This is a genomic window from Streptomyces sp. NPDC033845 (genome assembly GCF_055576225.1).
This window is the reverse complement of the sequence record NZ_JBVIRI010000021.1, coordinates 67159-81670: the sequence shown is the minus strand read 5'-3', so window position 1 is coordinate 81670 and position 14512 is coordinate 67159. Positions and strand designations below refer to the sequence as shown.

Annotated in this window: 16 protein-coding genes and 1 pseudogene; 4 read left to right on the top strand and 13 right to left on the bottom strand. The window is 73.8% G+C overall.

Annotation, left to right across the window (positions count from 1 at the left end; all coding sequences use genetic code 11):
* Positions 1-169: 169 nt before the first annotated feature.
* The 3 genes from ACZ50K_RS31365 to ACZ50K_RS31355 form a co-directional block, all read right to left on the bottom strand.
* The gene (locus tag ACZ50K_RS31365; RefSeq protein ID WP_468909283.1) at positions 170-1129 is read right to left on the bottom strand and encodes an AraC family transcriptional regulator; all 960 of its coding nucleotides are present in this window, start codon (positions 1127-1129) and stop codon (positions 170-172) included.
* A gap of 108 nt (positions 1130-1237) precedes the next feature.
* Positions 1238-2167, bottom strand: a complete 930-nt coding sequence (gene metF, locus ACZ50K_RS31360; RefSeq protein ID WP_468909281.1) for a methylenetetrahydrofolate reductase [NAD(P)H] — start codon at positions 2165-2167, stop codon at positions 1238-1240.
* Positions 2168-2395: 228 nt separating this feature from the next.
* Entirely contained in the window at positions 2396-3073 is a 678-nt protein-coding gene (locus ACZ50K_RS31355; protein WP_468909278.1) for a lipoprotein, read from the bottom strand.
* Between the two features lie 110 nt (positions 3074-3183).
* On the opposite strand from ACZ50K_RS31355, the gene ACZ50K_RS31350 reads away from it, so the two are divergent.
* Positions 3184-3597, top strand: coding sequence for a hypothetical protein (locus tag ACZ50K_RS31350; protein WP_468909276.1), 414 nt, complete (start codon positions 3184-3186; stop codon positions 3595-3597).
* 56 nt (positions 3598-3653) lie between these two features.
* Here ACZ50K_RS31350 and ACZ50K_RS31345 read toward each other — a convergent pair whose 3' ends face one another.
* Positions 3654-4067: an organic hydroperoxide resistance protein gene (locus ACZ50K_RS31345; protein WP_468909273.1), complete on the bottom strand. Its 414-nt coding sequence runs from the start codon at positions 4065-4067 to the stop codon at positions 3654-3656.
* Between the two features lie 124 nt (positions 4068-4191).
* Here ACZ50K_RS31345 and ACZ50K_RS31340 point away from each other — a divergent pair, with 124 nt between their 5' ends.
* A complete protein-coding gene (locus tag ACZ50K_RS31340; RefSeq protein WP_468909271.1) occupies positions 4192-4674 on the top strand; it encodes a MarR family winged helix-turn-helix transcriptional regulator in 483 nt (160 codons plus the stop codon).
* 10 nt (positions 4675-4684) lie between these two features.
* On the opposite strand, the gene ACZ50K_RS31335 is transcribed toward ACZ50K_RS31340, so the two are convergent.
* From ACZ50K_RS31335 to ACZ50K_RS31315, 5 genes are all read right to left on the bottom strand, one after another.
* Positions 4685-5134, bottom strand: a complete 450-nt coding sequence (locus tag ACZ50K_RS31335) for a DUF4240 domain-containing protein (protein WP_468909269.1) — start codon at positions 5132-5134, stop codon at positions 4685-4687.
* Positions 5135-5206: 72 nt separating this feature from the next.
* A complete protein-coding gene (locus ACZ50K_RS31330; protein WP_468909267.1) occupies positions 5207-6028 on the bottom strand; it encodes an NAD(P)H-binding protein in 822 nt (273 codons plus the stop codon).
* 47 nt (positions 6029-6075) lie between these two features.
* On the bottom strand, positions 6076-7839 hold the full coding sequence (locus tag ACZ50K_RS31325) for an FAD-dependent oxidoreductase (RefSeq protein WP_468909265.1): 1764 nt from the start codon (positions 7837-7839) through the stop codon (positions 6076-6078).
* Positions 7840-8006: 167 nt separating this feature from the next.
* Complete coding sequence (locus ACZ50K_RS31320) at positions 8007-8666, bottom strand: NADPH-dependent FMN reductase (protein WP_468909263.1); 660 nt, start codon at positions 8664-8666, stop codon at positions 8007-8009.
* 82 nt (positions 8667-8748) lie between these two features.
* Positions 8749-9168: an SgcJ/EcaC family oxidoreductase gene (locus ACZ50K_RS31315; protein ID WP_468909260.1), complete on the bottom strand. Its 420-nt coding sequence runs from the start codon at positions 9166-9168 to the stop codon at positions 8749-8751.
* Positions 9169-9218: 50 nt separating this feature from the next.
* Between ACZ50K_RS31315 and ACZ50K_RS31310 the strand changes: the two genes are divergently transcribed.
* The gene (locus ACZ50K_RS31310) at positions 9219-9767 is read left to right on the top strand and encodes a flavoprotein (protein ID WP_468909258.1); all 549 of its coding nucleotides are present in this window, start codon (positions 9219-9221) and stop codon (positions 9765-9767) included.
* Between the two features lie 3 nt (positions 9768-9770).
* Here the strand turns inward: ACZ50K_RS31310 and ACZ50K_RS31305 are convergent, their stop codons facing one another.
* The 3 genes from ACZ50K_RS31305 to ACZ50K_RS31295 all read right to left on the bottom strand — a co-directional run bounded on the left by ACZ50K_RS31305 (position 9771) and on the right by ACZ50K_RS31295 (position 12944).
* Complete coding sequence (locus tag ACZ50K_RS31305) at positions 9771-10757, bottom strand: RNA polymerase sigma-70 factor (protein ID WP_468909256.1); 987 nt, start codon at positions 10755-10757, stop codon at positions 9771-9773.
* Between the two features lie 4 nt (positions 10758-10761).
* On the bottom strand, positions 10762-11694 hold the full coding sequence (locus tag ACZ50K_RS31300; RefSeq protein ID WP_468909253.1) for an NAD-dependent epimerase/dehydratase family protein: 933 nt from the start codon (positions 11692-11694) through the stop codon (positions 10762-10764).
* Between the two features lie 92 nt (positions 11695-11786).
* The gene (locus tag ACZ50K_RS31295) at positions 11787-12944 is read right to left on the bottom strand and encodes an alkene reductase (protein ID WP_468909251.1); all 1158 of its coding nucleotides are present in this window, start codon (positions 12942-12944) and stop codon (positions 11787-11789) included.
* A 59-nt stretch (positions 12945-13003) separates the two neighbouring features.
* Between ACZ50K_RS31295 and ACZ50K_RS31290 the strand changes: the two are divergent.
* Positions 13004-13351: pseudogene (locus ACZ50K_RS31290) on the top strand (MerR family transcriptional regulator); the annotation flags it as partial.
* Positions 13352-13563: 212 nt separating this feature from the next.
* Here the strand turns inward: ACZ50K_RS31290 and ACZ50K_RS31285 are convergent.
* Positions 13564-14385: an AfsR/SARP family transcriptional regulator gene (locus ACZ50K_RS31285; RefSeq protein WP_468909248.1), complete on the bottom strand. Its 822-nt coding sequence runs from the start codon at positions 14383-14385 to the stop codon at positions 13564-13566.
* Between the last annotated feature and the right edge of the window lie 127 nt (positions 14386-14512).

Sequence of the window (14512 nt, the reverse complement as noted above, 5' to 3'; positions counted from 1 at the left end):
TCCGTTCGGGCTTCCTCGCAGCCCCGAGAGGGGCTCTGGCGGTTCTTGAGCGGTTCTCCAGCAGGTCGAGCCACACTCTCCAGCGCATGCTCATTTCGTATCCAATGCGCGGGAGTGGACGATGCCCGACGACGACATCGGCTGGCCCAAGAGGTGATGCGGACAACCCTTATCCGGCCGTTTCCGGAGCGGCCGTACCCGTGCGGAATTCCCGGGGACTTATCCCGCGGACCCGCTTGAAGGCGGCCGAGAGCGCGAACGCACTGCCGTATCCGACGCGCCGGGCCACGGTGGCCACCGTGGCCTCCGGTTCGCGCAGCAGGTCGGCGGCGAGGGCCAGCCGCCAGCCGGTCAGGTAGGCCATCGGGGGCTCCCCGACCGTCTCGGTGAACCGGCGGGCCAGCGAGGCCCGCGACACCCCGGTCTTGCGGGCGAGTTCGGCGACGGTCCAGCCGTACGCCGGGTTCTCGTGGAGCAGCCGCAGGGCCGGGCCGACCACCGGGTCGCCCTGCGCCCGGTACCAGGCGGGCGCTCCGCTGTCGGGGGCGGCCAGCCAGCCGCGGAGCAGTCCGATGAGCAGCAGGTCGAGGAGCCGGTCCAGGACGATCTCCTGGCCGGGCGCGTCGCGTACGGTCTCCTCGGCGAGCAGCCGGACCAGGGTCTCGTCGGAGCCGCAGGCCTGCCGGACCAGTACGCCCGGGAGCGCGCCGAGGAGTCTGCGGCCGATCTCGCCGGGCCCCTGGTAGGTGCCGGTGAGCATGACCGAGGAGCGGCCGTCGTGGAACTCCTCGCCCCAGGTGCGGACGCCCAGCGCCATGGTCTCGGTGACGTCCTCGCCGGCCCCGGTGCTGCACCGCTGGTCCGGTCCCACGGTGATCTGCACCGGGGTGTCCGGCCGGTCGGCGACCGTGTACGGCTCGGGGCCTCGGACCACGGCCAGTTCCCCGGGCCCGACCCGGACCGGGTCGCCTTGCGCGGGGACCACCCAGGCCTCGCCCTGCACCATGGTCATGATGGACAGCGGGGCGCGGTCCTCGATCCGTATCGACCACGGCGGGTTGAGGACGGACTTCAGGATGAAGGCGCCCCGGGCCTTGGGCCCTTCCAGCAGACCGGTCAGCGTGTCCATGGCCCCAGTCAACCCCGGGGGCGGCGGTGCGCGCCATGGGCGGGGCGCGCACCGGCATGCGCGTGCGTCCGGCGGACACGGTCCGGTCGGCGGCTGCCGGGGGGCCCGTCAGCGGCTGGTGGGCCGGTCGTGTGCGCCGAGGTTGCGGTGGATGTCCAGGGTGGCCGTGGAGGTGTTGAGGGTGATGTAGTGCAGGCCCGGCGCGCCCTCGGCGAGGAGTCGGGCGGCCATGGCGGTGGCGTGGTCGACGCCGATGCGGTGGCCTTCGGCCGGGTCGTAGCGGGCGGCCTCCAGGCGTTCGGCGAGCGGGCCGGGGAAGCGGGTGTCGCTGAGCCGGGCGAAGCGGGCGATCTGGCGGACGTCGGTGGCCGGCATGATCGCCGGGATGACCGGGGTGAGGCAGCCGACGGAGGCGAGCCGGTCGCGGAACCGCAGGTAGTCCTCCACGTGGAAGAACATCTGGGTGATGGCGTAGTCGGCGCCGGCCCGGCATTTGGCGGCGAAGTGCCGGATGTCCTCGGTCCAGGAGGCGGACCGGGGGTGGCGTTCGGGGAAGGCGGCCACGCCGACGGTGAACCCGCCGAGGCCGCGGACCAGGGAGACCAGCTCGTGCGCGTGCCGGAAGCCTTCCGGGTGCGGGGTCCATTCGCCCTTGGGGTCGCCCGGCGGGTCCCCTCTGAGGGCGAGCACGTCGTGGATCCCGGCGTCGGCGTACTGGCCGACGATATGGCGGAGTTCGGCGACCGAGTGGCCGACCGCGGTGAGGTGCCCGACCGGCCGGAGGGTGGTCTCGGTGGCTATCCGCCGGGTGAGCTCCACGGTCCTGGCCCGGTCGGAGCCGCCGGCCCCGTAGGTGATGGAGACGAAGGACGGGGCGAGGGCCTCGATGCGGCGGACGGCCTGCCAGAGGGTGCGCTCACCGGCCTCGGTGCGGGGCGGGAAGAACTCGAAGGAATACGAGGTGCGGCCCTGCGCCAGGAGTTCGCGCACGCTGGGGCTGGTACCGGTCGAGGGTTCGGCGGCCAGAGCGGTCGACATGGTCGGGCTCCTTTCCTGTCGGGATGCGTCGTTGTCGGTGCTTCCTCGGGGGTCCTCTCGGTGCGGTGCAGCTCGCAGTATTCGGCGTGCCGCCGGAGGTTGGCGATGGGATTCCTCGACTCTTCGAAGTCGGGGGACGGAGGCGGGACGCACGACGGCCGGCCGAGCGCCCCGGGGGGGCTGCTCGGCCGGCCGTGCTTGCGACTGGGCTACTGGGCGGCTGTGCGACTACGGGGTGGGCTTGAGGGACTGCTGGGCGAGCCGGTAGGCGGGCAGCATCGCGTCGTGCTCCTCGCTGTCCAGGCCGCCGAGGTGCACCAGTACGGCCGCGCCGGTCGGGGTGACCACGGCGAAGGCGCGCTCCTTCTTGGGCTCGTCCAGCGGGCTGGTCTCGTAGGAGGCCTCGACCGCCCGGAGGGAGCCGGCCTTGAGCTCCTTGTAGACCGGGGCGCCGGTGGACTTCTCCCCGGCCATGAAGGCCTCCAGGACCTTGCGGGCGTCGCCCGTGGCCTTGTCCGAGGCCCAGACGCGCAGGAAGCCGATGTTCCCGGCGGGCTTGGCGTCGATCTCGCACCTCACGTCGAGGCCGCCCTGCTCGAACATCTTGGCGAACTGGTCGTCCTTCTCGTGGCTGACGGCCTTGGCCGTCCAGCTCTCCGCGAGGTCGAAGGCCACCGGCAGCGGGCACGCGGAGCCCTTGGCGCCGATCGTGCCGCCCGCCCGGGCGGCCGAACCGGCGCCCGTCCCGGTGCCGTCCGCCGGTGCCGAGGAGGCCCCGGCCCCGGGCGCGACCGAGGCGGCCGAGCCGCCGTCACCGCCCTTGGACTCCCCACAACCGGTCAGCCCGACCGCCAGCACCATCGCACCGGCGGCAGCGATCGCCGTCCTGCCCGTCAGTCCGCGCACGTCCCTTACTCCCCCACCCGAAGAACACCAAAGAGCAGCCAACCTACACAGCCCCGGCCCCCGGCCGGAGGCCGGGGGCCGCACCCGCTCCCACCTGCTTGAATGTCCGGGTGAACGAGTTCGTCATCCTGGCGCTGCTGGCCGCGGCGGCCGCCGCCCTCGGCTGGACCGGCCGGTTCCGGCGCCGTGCCCGGCAGGACCGGCCGGCCGACCGGGTGCCGGTCCCGGTGCCGGGCATCCCCTGCATGGTGCGCAGGCCGGCCGGAGCGGGCCGCTGGCGGGCCGGGCAGGTGGCGGGCGAATCCGACGGGCTGCGCTGGACCCCGTCCCGCGGACCCGCCGTGACCCTGGCCGGGCTGGTCCGCCTGGAGGTGCGTCCGCCGTCGGTGCGCGAGGGCATGGTGATCAATCCCGGTTCCCGGATCGTCCGCTGCGAGGGCCCGGACGGCAGCGTGGAGATCGCCGTGATGGCCCTGGACCTGGCCGAACTGCTGCCGGCCCTGCCGCCCCGCGCCGCGGAATGACCCCCGGCCGCCCGTAGCCGGCCACAGCCGCCACTCGGCGGCGGCCCGCCACTCTCCTACTCGACGACGATCTCGACCGGGATGTTGCCGCGGGTGGCGCGGGAGTAGGGGCAGACCTCGTGCGCCTGCTTGACCAGCAGTTCGCCGGTCTCCCCGGCCAGCTCCTCCGGGAGCTCGATCCGGAGGGTGACGGCCAGCCCGAAGCCGCCGTCCTCGGTCTTGCCGATCGAGGTCTCGGCGGTCACCGAGACCTCGCCGGTGTCCACCTTGGCCTGGCGGCCGACCAGCCCGAGCGCGCTGGCGAAGCAGGCCGCGTACCCGGCGGCGAAGAGCTGCTCGGGGTTGGTCCCCTGACCGTTTCCGCCGAGCGCCGGAGGCATCGCCAGGGCGAGGTCGATCTGCCCGTCGGAGCTGACGGCACGGCCTTCGCGGCCGTTGGCGGTGGCGACAGCGGTGTACAGCGCGTCCATCGGAGGAGTCCTCTCGGAAGTCGGTCCCGGCGGTCCCGCGGACCGCCTCGACCACAAAGATGACACACAATTCAGTTGCGCACAACTCAATCGCCTACACCGATCCCGCGCTAGACTGTCCCCCATGACCGAGCAGCCCGCCGCCCCCGCCACCGACCAGGACTTCCTCCGCCTGGACGGCCAGATCTGCTTCGCCCTGAACGCCGCGACCCGCGCCTTCGGCGGCCTCTACCGGATCGTCCTCAAGGACCTGGGCCTCACCTACCCCCAGTACCTGGTGATGCTGGCCCTGTGGGAGCACGGCGAACTCCCGGTCAAGGACCTCGGCCACCACCTCCGGCTGGACTCCGGCACCCTCTCCCCGCTGCTCAAGCGGCTGGAGGCGGCCGGCCTGGTCCGCCGCGAACGGAGCACCGAGGACGAGCGCTCGGTCCACGCCCACCTCACCGAGGCCGGCACCGCCCTGCGCGCCCGCGCCGTCGAGGTCCCCCGCCGCATCGCCGCCGCCACCGGCTTCGACCTGACCGAGATCCACGACCTCCGCTCCCGCCTGGACCGCCTCACCCAGGCCCTGGACACCGCCACCACCACCGAATCCGGCCTCTGACCGCCGGGCGTCAGGGGCTGCCGCCGCGCCAGGCGCCGGCCCAGCCCTCGCGGTTGGAGTAGGACTCGTAGGCGTAGCGGGTGGCTCGCGGCCACTGTTCGCCGGTGAGGTGTTCGTAGGCCTGGTCGGGGACGTAGAGCAGTCCCTCGGCCCAGACCAGGCCCTCGGCGTACGGGACGAACTCGGCGGGGTCGCCCAGGACGGACTCGTAGACCCTGCGGCCGGCCGCGACCACCGCGCAGCGGGTGTAGAGGAAGCGGTCCCCCGAGAGGCCGCTCCCGAACTCCCGGCGGTCCAGCAGGTACAGCAGCCGGGCGAGGTTCTCGGCGAAGCCGACCACCCGGTGCAGGGGTCCGGCGGACAGGCTCACGGACAGGGCTTCCGCGAGGAGATCGGCATCCGGGTCGGGCCCGGCGGGGCGGCAGTCCTCGATGAGTTCCCAGAAGGCGTTCTCGTCCATGCCCGCAGCATGACGGACGCCTCCGACAACGTGATCCCGCGCGGTGCGGGCGTCCTCCCGGCGGAGTGCTGTTCAGGCCACCCGCCAGACGCCGGTGGCGGCGGCCTCGCGGGCGTACTCGCGGAAGTCCCGGGGCTTGCGGCCGAGGACCTCCTCGACCCCGTCCACCAGATGCGCGTTGCGGCCGTCGAGGATCAGCGTGAACAGGTCCGCGAAGTCCTCCGGGAGGCCGTTCTCGCGCAGCACCTCCCGGTACTGGGCGTCGGTGACCGGGGCGTAGACGATCTCGCGGCCGGTGGCCTCGGACAGTTCGGCGGCCACCTCGGTGAAGCTGAGCAGGCGGGGTCCGGAGAGTTCGTAGGTCCTGCCGATGTGCCGGTCCTCGGTGAGGGCGGCGACCACGACGTCGGCGATGTCCTCGGTGTCGACGAAGGGTTCGACCGCGTCGTCGGTGGGCAGGGCGATCACACCGGCGAGGACCGGCTCCAGGAAGAAGCCCTCGTCGAAGTTCTGGTCGAACCACGAGGCGCGGACCACGGTCCAGTCGGCGCCGGAGGCCTTCAGGTTGTCCTCGGCGGTCTCGGCGGACTGCTCCCCCCGGCCGGACAGCAGGACGAGCCGGCGGGCGCCGGAGGCCACGGCCAGTTCGGCGAAGGCGCCGATCTGCTCGGCGGCTCCGGGGAAGGACAGGTCGGGGTAGTAGGTGACGTACACCCGGTCCACGCCGTCCAGGGCCGGGGCCCAGGTGGCGGGTTCGTTCCAGTCGAAGGCCGGGGAGCCGGCGCGGGAGCCGATCCGGACCGGCCGGCCCTGGGCGGCGAGCTTCTCGGCGACCCGGCGGCCGGTCTTGCCGGTGCCGCCGATGACGAGGGTGGTGTTCCGTGTGGTGGTCATGGGTCCAGTCAACGGCGGATCGGTGAGACGGAACATGGCGTGGACGCTCACGCGCATACGTGAACGTCCACGCCGGGCTCCGCCGGGTCCGCCGGGTCCGCCGGCATCCGGTACGGCGGGAGGAGCGGGAGCGGGGCCAGCGCCCCGGTGAGCGCGGTCTCCGTGAGATCCGTCCCGCCGCCCGCCACATGGCCGTCGGGGCGGATCAGCAGCCAGCCGCCGGAGGCCAGCCCGAGGCCGTCCCGGAGCCGGCCGGCCGGGTCGGGCAGCGGTACGGGCGTCGCGGCCCCGGCCGGGTGGCGGTCCGCCGGTCCGGTCGTGGTCACGGTGCGGACGGACAGCCAGGCGGCGTGCCGTCGGGCGGCGTCGGCGGCCGTCTCCTCGGCACCGCCGCTGCCCTCCGGCACGTACAGCAGCGACCAGCGGGGATCGCGGAGTTCCCGGGTCAGCGCGGCCGTGCCCGGGTCGCCGGGAAACCGGGCGGCGGCGGTGGCGGCACGGGACCCGGCGGGCGCTCCGGCCCCGTGGACGGGGGTGTTCAGCGGGCTGTCCGGGCAGTCGCCGGTGACCGGATTGCGGCAGGCGGACAGCGGCAGGGCCACCGGCAGCACCAGCCGCAGCAGGGAGGCCGCCCGGCTGCCGGTGGCATCGAGCAGGGCGCGGCCGATCGGCAGGCGTTCGGCCTCGTAGGTGTCCAGCAGCGCGGGGGCGGCCGAGCCGGAGGCGACCATGGCGAGCTTCCAGGCGAGGTTGTGGGCCTCCTGGATCCCGGTGTTCAGGCCCTGTCCGGAGAGCGGGCTGTGGACGTGCGCCGCGTCCCCGGCCAGGAAGCAGCGGCCCTTGCGCATCCGGGCCGTCATGCGCTGCCGGAAGGCGAAGACCGCGGTCCACTCGGGGGTGCCGACGCGGATCTCGCGGCCGAGCCCGGCCGACAGATGCGCGGCCAGCCGGTCGGCCAGCGGCCCGGGATCCGCGCCGCCGGGCTCGGAGGCCGTAGCCGGAGCCGGAGCCGGAGCCGGAGCCGGGGTGAGCATCCGCCAGTGGCCTTCCCGCGCGTACGGGACCAGGACCAGGATCCGGCCGCCCCGGTACACCCAGGACACGGTGTCCCGGGGCAGACCGCGGCCGTCCGCGGCCTCCACCGGGGCGTCGGCGAGCTCCCAGGTCTCCGCGGACTCGCCGGTGAGCGGCAGCCGCAGGCGTTTGCGTACGGTGCTGTGCCGGCCGTCGCAGCCCAGCAGCCAGGGCACGACCCGGTTTTCGGTACGGCCGCCGGCATGGCTGAGCCGAACCCGCACGCCGCCCTCGCCCACCCCCTCGTACCCCTCTCCCTCGTTCTCGTCCTCGTTCTCGTCCTCGTCCTGGCTGAGGGCGGTCAGCCGGACCCCCCACTCGATGCGCACCCCGAGCCGGCGGACCGCGGCCCGCAGCACGGCCTCGGTGTCCTCCTGGCCGAGGACCACCGGACAGGGGAAGCGGCTGGGAGCGGCGGCGCTGTCCTGGGCCGCGTCCAGTTCGAGCAGTCGGCGTCCGGCCGCGTACACGGCGAACGAACGGGTCTGCCGTCCCCGTGCCAACAGCGGCTCCGCCAGGCCCATCTGGTCGAGGGCCTCCAGGGTGTGCGGGTGGAGGACGAGCGCACGGCTGCCGGGCGCGGGTCCGGCGGCGGAGTCGATCAGCCGTACGGGGACGCCCCGGCGGGCCAGTTCGTGTGCGGCGGTGAGCCCGGCCGGTCCGGCACCGACGATCAGCACCTGTTCCGGCCGCGCCGACGGCTTCGGCCGTGCGGGGTCCCTCTGCTGACGGGGCAAGGTGCCACCTCCCGCGGCCCTCGGCGGCCGGCCGATGGCCGGTCGTCGGCCGGACCGGGGCGGACTGGCCGGAATTCAGCCTCGGCCGGACCGCTCAAGCGCCCCTGGATCCCGACTCGGACCCCGACCCGGACCCCGACTCGACCGCACGAACCCCCACTGCGCCGTCAGGCCGCGTACGGACGGGCGGCCTTGGCCTCGCGCAGCGCGTGCCCCCACCAGGCCAGCCGGTCGAGCATGGTCTTGGCGGCGACGTCGACGGCGGGGTCATGCGGCGCCCCCTCCTCGTCGAACCGGGCCCAGGCACTCGGGAAGCCCACGGAGTCGCGGATCGTGACCGCGTGCAGCTCGGCTAGGACCTGGCGGAGCTGCTCGACGGCGCGCAGACCGCCGGAGACCCCGCCGTAGGAGACGAAGGCGACGGGCTTGGCGTGCCATTCCACGTCATGCCAGTCGATGGCGTTCTTCAGGGCGGCGGGGAAGCTGTGGTTGTACTCGGGCGTGACGATGACGAACGCGTCCGCCGCCGCCATCCTCGGGGTGACCGCGGCCAGCAGTTCACGGGCCTCTGGGGAGGAGGGGGCCTGGCCGATGACGGGGAAGACGGTCGGCAGCGGGGTCTCCGCCAGGTCGACCAGGTCGACGGTGAACTGGGGATGTTCGGCGACATGCGCCCGGATCCAGTCGGCGACCACCCCGCCGAAGCGGCCTTCGCGCGTGCTGCCGAGGAGGACGACGACATGCAACGGCCCGCCCGCGACGGCCTCCGGTGCGGCGGATCTGGTGGACGTGACGGATGCGATGGATGTGGTGGATGTGGTGGCCATGGCTGATCCCCTTGGGTGTGCGTACGTTGGCGTCGATCGGTCCGGGCGGACGGGCGGGCGGGCGGGCGAGGACACGGGAGCCCTAGTCGTGCCGGGCCACCTGGGTGTTCTGGCAGACGGTCAGGAGCCAGCGGCCGTCCTCCTGCCGGGTCATCACGTACGTCGGGACGCCCTCGTCGCCCGGTCCGTCGGGGCCGTGGTAGCGCTGGCTGACCTTGACCGCGGCCACGTCCGGGCGGATGAACTGGAGGTGGGTGACGGTGTAGCTGACCCGACCGTCCCAGGTCGCGCCGGGGAGGACGGCGCGGGTGAACTCCGCGATGGCGTCGAGGCCGATGAGGACCTTGCCGCCACCGGTGGTCCAGAGGGCGTCGGGGTGGAAGAGGGAGAGGAAGGCCTCGGGGTCCCTGGCCTCCTGGGAGGCCTCGACGGCGGCCACCACCCGGTGGATGGCCTCGACTTCGGCGGGCTCGGCCGCGTTCTCTGTGGTCATGTCGATCATGCTGCAACCTCAAGGCCTCTTGAGGTCAACACATAAGATCACGTACTGCTATGACCAATACCTTGTATCTGCTCTGTTCCGCCGCCCCGCCCGTCTTCGACGTGGCCCGGGTGATCGAGGACGCCCAGGCGCGCGGCTGGGACGTCTGCCTCGGCCTGACGCCGACCGCGGCCCACTGGCTGGCCGGCAGCCTCGACGGCCTGGCCGCGCTGACCGGACACCCGGTGCGCTGGCAGTACAAGTTCCCCGGCGAGGGGGACCTCTGGCCGGCGGCCGACGCGCTGCTCTTCGCCCCCGCCACCTTCAACTCGGTCAACGCCTGGGCCCTCGGGCTGACCGACCGGTTCGTCGTCGGGGTCCTCGCCGAGGGCATCGGCAAGGGCACCCCGATCGTGGCGATGCCCTGCACCAACGAGGCGCTGGCCCGTCATCCGCAGTTCGAGCAGAGCCTGGCCACCCTGCGGGGCGCGGGCGTCCATGTGCTGCACGGGGACACCGGCCATCTGCCGGGCCCGGCCGGCACCGACGACCCGGGCCCCTTCCCCTGGGACCGGGCGCTCGACGCCATGACCGCCGCCGCCCAGCCCGGACCGGCCTGACCGCTAGGCCGTCCCTTCCGGATCTTGCCGGGCCGCCGGCCCCGGCCCCGGCTCCGGCGTCAGCCCGGCCAGCTTGTCCGGGTTGAGCTGGGCGCGCATGGTCCGGATGCGGCCGTCCTCGGTGAGTTCGAGGCTGAGCGCGCCCACCGGGACCCCGCCCACGCTCGCGACCAGCCCGTCCTCGCCGTTGAGGGAGACCACCTCCACCGCCATCCCGGCCGAGGCCGGCTTGGCCAGCACCCCGATCAGCCAGCGGGCGACGTGGTCGGCGCCGTGCAGCGGGCGGCGGGCCGCGGTGACCTTGCCGCCGCCGTCCGACCAGGCGGTCACATCGGGGGCCAGCAGTTCCATCATGGCGTTGAGGTCGCCGCCGGCGCAGGCGGCGAGGAACCGTTCGGTGACCTCGCGCCGCTGCCCGGGGTCGGTGTCGTAGCGGGGGCGGCGGGCCTGGACGTGCGCCCGCGCCCGGTGCCCGGTCTGGCGGACGGCGGCCTCGCTGCGGTCCAGTACGCCGGCGATCTCCCCGTACGAGTAGCCGAACACCTCGCGCAGCACGAACACGGCGCGTTCGACCGGGCTCAGGCTCTCCAGGACGACGAGCATGGCGGTGGAGACGCTGTCGGCCGTCTCGGTCTCCTCTGCCGCGTCGGGGGCGGTCAGACCGGCCCCGCCCACCGGGCCGACCGCCGACCGCGAGGTGAGCAGCGGTTCGGGCAGCCAGGGTCCGACGTACGTCTCCCGGGTGGCCCGGGCGGAGGTCAGCCGGTTGAGGGCCAGGTTGGTGACCGTGCGCACCAGGTAGGCGCGCGGGTTGAGCACCTCGGACCGGTCGGCGCGGTCCCAGGCCAGCCAGGTGTCCTGGAGGACGTCCTCGGCGTCCGCGACGCTGCCCAGCATCCGGTAGGCGGTGGCGAAGAGCAGCCGGCGGTGCTCGGTGAAGGGGACGAGTGCGACCGCTTCCCCGGGGTCGGTTCCGTGCTTCTTGATCACCCGGTCAGGCTGTCACGCCCTCCGATCCGGCGGCAAGGAGGTCGAGGCCGTCCCGGGAGTCGGGGAAGGCGGGGGTCCAGCCCAGTTCCCGGCGGGCCTTGTCGTTCGACAGCCGCATGCTGGTGCCCATGATGGTGCGGGCGAGCGGCGCGGCCCTCAGCAGCCACATCGGGACGGTGCGCGGGGCCGGGGCGCCGAACGCCACGGCGACCGCCCGCACATGGGCCGCCCAGCCGGTCGGGGTATCGTCCACGATGTTGTACGCCTGTCCGGGACGGCCGCGCTCCACCGCCGCGACGACGGCCCGCGCGGCGTCGTCCACGTGCACGAAGGACAGCACCCGGCCGTGGTCCTCGACCACCGGCAGCGCCCGCTTGCGGATCTTCTCCAGCATGGCGGTGTCGGTGGTCCCCGGTCCGTAGAACAGCCCGAAGCGCAGGCTGATGCCGGCCGTGCCGTCCTTCGCGGCGGCCCCGAAGGTCAGTTCCTCCTTGGTGCGCATGGCGCCGACGTGCCGTTCCGTCCACGCGGTGCGGCCCCGGGGGCCGAACAGTCCCTCGTCCTCGCGGATGATCCGGGTGCCGTGGTCCCCGTACCCGTAGCCGAACATCATCGACTCGGCGACGAACCGCCGGGCGCCGGTGGCCCGCGCGGCCTCCAGCAGGTGCTCGGTGCCCCAGGTGCGCAGCGCGTTGGTGGCGGCCATGTCCTGGTGCCGGGCCATCGCCCGGCCGTTCAGGGCGGTGGCCGCGTGCACCACCGTGTCGAAGGAGCGGCCGCGGACGGCGCGCAGCAGGCCGTCCCGGTCCAGCAGATCGGCCCGTACGTCCATCCCGGCGCCCCGGCCCAGGCGGGCCACCTCGTGTCCGGCCGCGGTCAGCTCGCGCGCCGCGGCCCGGCCCAGTACCCCGCTCGCCCCCGCCAGCAGCACCTTCATGTCCGTCCTCCCTGGTTCCCCGTGCCGTTCCGTCCGTCGAAGGGAGGACAGCCGGGGGCGGCGGTTCGTGACATCGGGGGCCATGAGCCGGGTCACATGCGGTCGAGGGTGGGGTAGTCGGTGTAGCCCTCGGCCCCCTGGACGTACATCAGGAACTCCGGCCGGAGCGGGTTGAGGGGTGCGCCCGTCCGCAGCCGGGTCACGAGGTCGGGGTTGGCCAGGAAGCCCCGGCCGAGCGCGATCAGGTCGGCGCCCTCGGCCAGCAGCCGCTCCCCCGCGGCCTTGCCGCCGTCCGCGGCCTGCTCCTCCCGGGAGAGCATCGGGTTGGCGATCAGCGTGCCGGGCCAGGCCGCGCGGAGCTTCCGGTAGAGCGGCAGGTCGCGGTCGGCGTGCACCAGGTGCAGATAGGCCGGGCCGATCTCCGCCAGGGCCTCGACGAGGGCCGGGTAGATCTCCCCGGTCTCGCCCTCCTCGACCCCGTTGACGTTCGTTCCGGGGGAGATCCGCACGCCGACCCGCTCGGGGCCCACGGCCTCGGCCACGGCCCGTACCACCGCCACGGCGAACCGGATCCGGTGCGCCACCGGCCCGCCCCAGGCATCGGTGCGGAGGTTGGTGTTGCGGGCCAGGAACTGGTGGAGCAGATGGCCGTTGGCGGAGTGCACCTCGACCCCCTCGAAGCCCGCGTCCACGGCGTCGCGGGCGGCCCGGGCAAAGTCGGCGATGGTGGTGGCGATGTCCTCCTCCGTCATCTCGCGGGGCACCGGGGCCCCCAGCAGGCCCTCCGGGGTGTGCACGGGCTCCGTGAAGCGCACCGGGGACGGGGCGAGCGGCAGCAGGCCGCTGGTGGCCGGGTGGCCGACCCGGCCACCGTGCTGGAGCTGGAGGAACATCCGGCCGCCCGCCGCGCGGACCGCGTCGGTGACCCGGCGCCAGCCGGCCACCTGCTCGGGCCGGTGGATGCCGGGGATGTGCGGGTAGGTGTGGCCCACCGCGTTCGGCGCGGCCGCCTCCGCGATGATCAGCCCGGCGGAGGCGCGCTGCGCGTAGTAGGTCTCCATCAGCTCCCCCGGAACCCCGTCGGCACCGGCCCGGTTGCGGGTCAGCGGGGCCATCACCAGGCGGTTGGGAAGCTCCAGGGCACCGAGGCGGGCCGGCCCGAAGAGACGGGAGACGGTGTGCGTCTGCCGGGCCTGTCGCGTCTGCTGGGTCTGCTGGGTCTGCTGGGTCTGCTGCTGAGTGATCGTCATGCCGGTACCGTAGAAGTTGACATCAGTGTCAGGTTCAAGGGGAGACGGGCGGTCGGATCATGCGCATCGGCGAACTGGCGGCACGCACCGGGGTGAGCGAGCGGTCGCTGCGCTACTACGAGAAGCAGGGCCTGCTGGCCGCCGACCGCACCCCGGGCGGACACCGGGACTACCCCGATCGCGCGGTGGACCGGGTGATCCGGATCCAGGAGCTGTACGCGGCCGGGCTGCACAGCACCCGGATCGCGCAGATCCTGCCCTGCATGCGGGACGCCGACGGGGGCCCGGCCCTACGCGCCACCCCCCGCCTGGTCGCCGAACTCCGCACCGAACGCGAACGCATCGACCGAATGATCACCGACCTGCTCCGCTCCCGCGACGTCCTGGACGAGGTCATCACCACAGCGGGCGCGGGCCTGGCGGCGGCCGGCATGGCCGAGGCCGGCCCGGCGGGAGCCAGCCCGGCGGAGGCCGACATGGCCCGGGGCGGCCCGGCGGCGGGCGGGGCCGCCCCGGGGGCCGTGGGGCGGGGCGCCGCGGCCGCGGCGCCCCCGGCCTGAGGGCCGGGGGCGCAACCGCCCGCCCGGCGCCTCACCCCCAGCCCCGCAAGGCCACGGCCTCAGGCGGCGTACAGGTCGAACGTGGATCCGCGCCGGGGCCCGGCCGTGACGTCCAGTGCCGGATCGACGGCCAGCATCGCCTGGTGCAGCCGCTGGAGCTGGGGCGAGGGCTCGACCCCGAGTTCCTCGATCAGCCGGGCGCGCAGCCGCCGGTAGACGTCCAGCGCGGTGGCCTGCCGACCGGACCGGTACAGCGCGACCATGGCCTGCGAGTGCAGCCCCTCGTGCTGGGGGTGCCGGGCGATCAGCTCGGTCAGCTCGGCCAGCAGTTCGGTGTGCCGGCCCAGCCGCAGATCGACGTCGATGCGCCGCTCCACGGTCACCAGCCGGCTCTCCTCCAGCCGCATGACCTCGATCTCCAGAATGGGTCCCACCCGGACGTCGACCAGGGCGGGGCCCTGCCATAACCCGAGGGCTTTTCGGAGCATGGCGGCGGCCCGCTCGTCGTCCCCGGACTCGAATGCGCCCTGCCCCTGGGAAACCAGGGTTTCGTACTCGTGGACGTCCACGCTCTGCGGCGGTATCTGCAGCAGATAGCCGCCGTGCCGGGTCGCGAGGATCTCCTTGGCGGCGCCCGGGGCCCCAGGCCCCATGGCGGTGCCGAGTCTGCGGCGCAGTTGCAGGATGTACGTCTGAAGGGTGGTCAGCGCGCTCTGCGGCAGCTCGGTGCCCCAGATCTCCTCCATCAGGGTCGGAACCGGCATCACCCGCCCCGGGTACAGCGCCAGGAGCGTCAACACCTGTCGGGGCTTCCGCGCCGTGGGAACGATCGAGCCGCCGTTCACCTCGGCACTCAACGGACCCAGAACCTGAATCTTCACGGTCTCCTCCGTAGGTCGTCGAAATTCCCCTCGTTTTCGGCCTTCGACGGAGGCACGGTAGCGGTCCCCTGGGCAATGTCACCAAATTCTTGAGCCCTCTTCGAGCCTGCCGCGAAAAGGGTTCTCG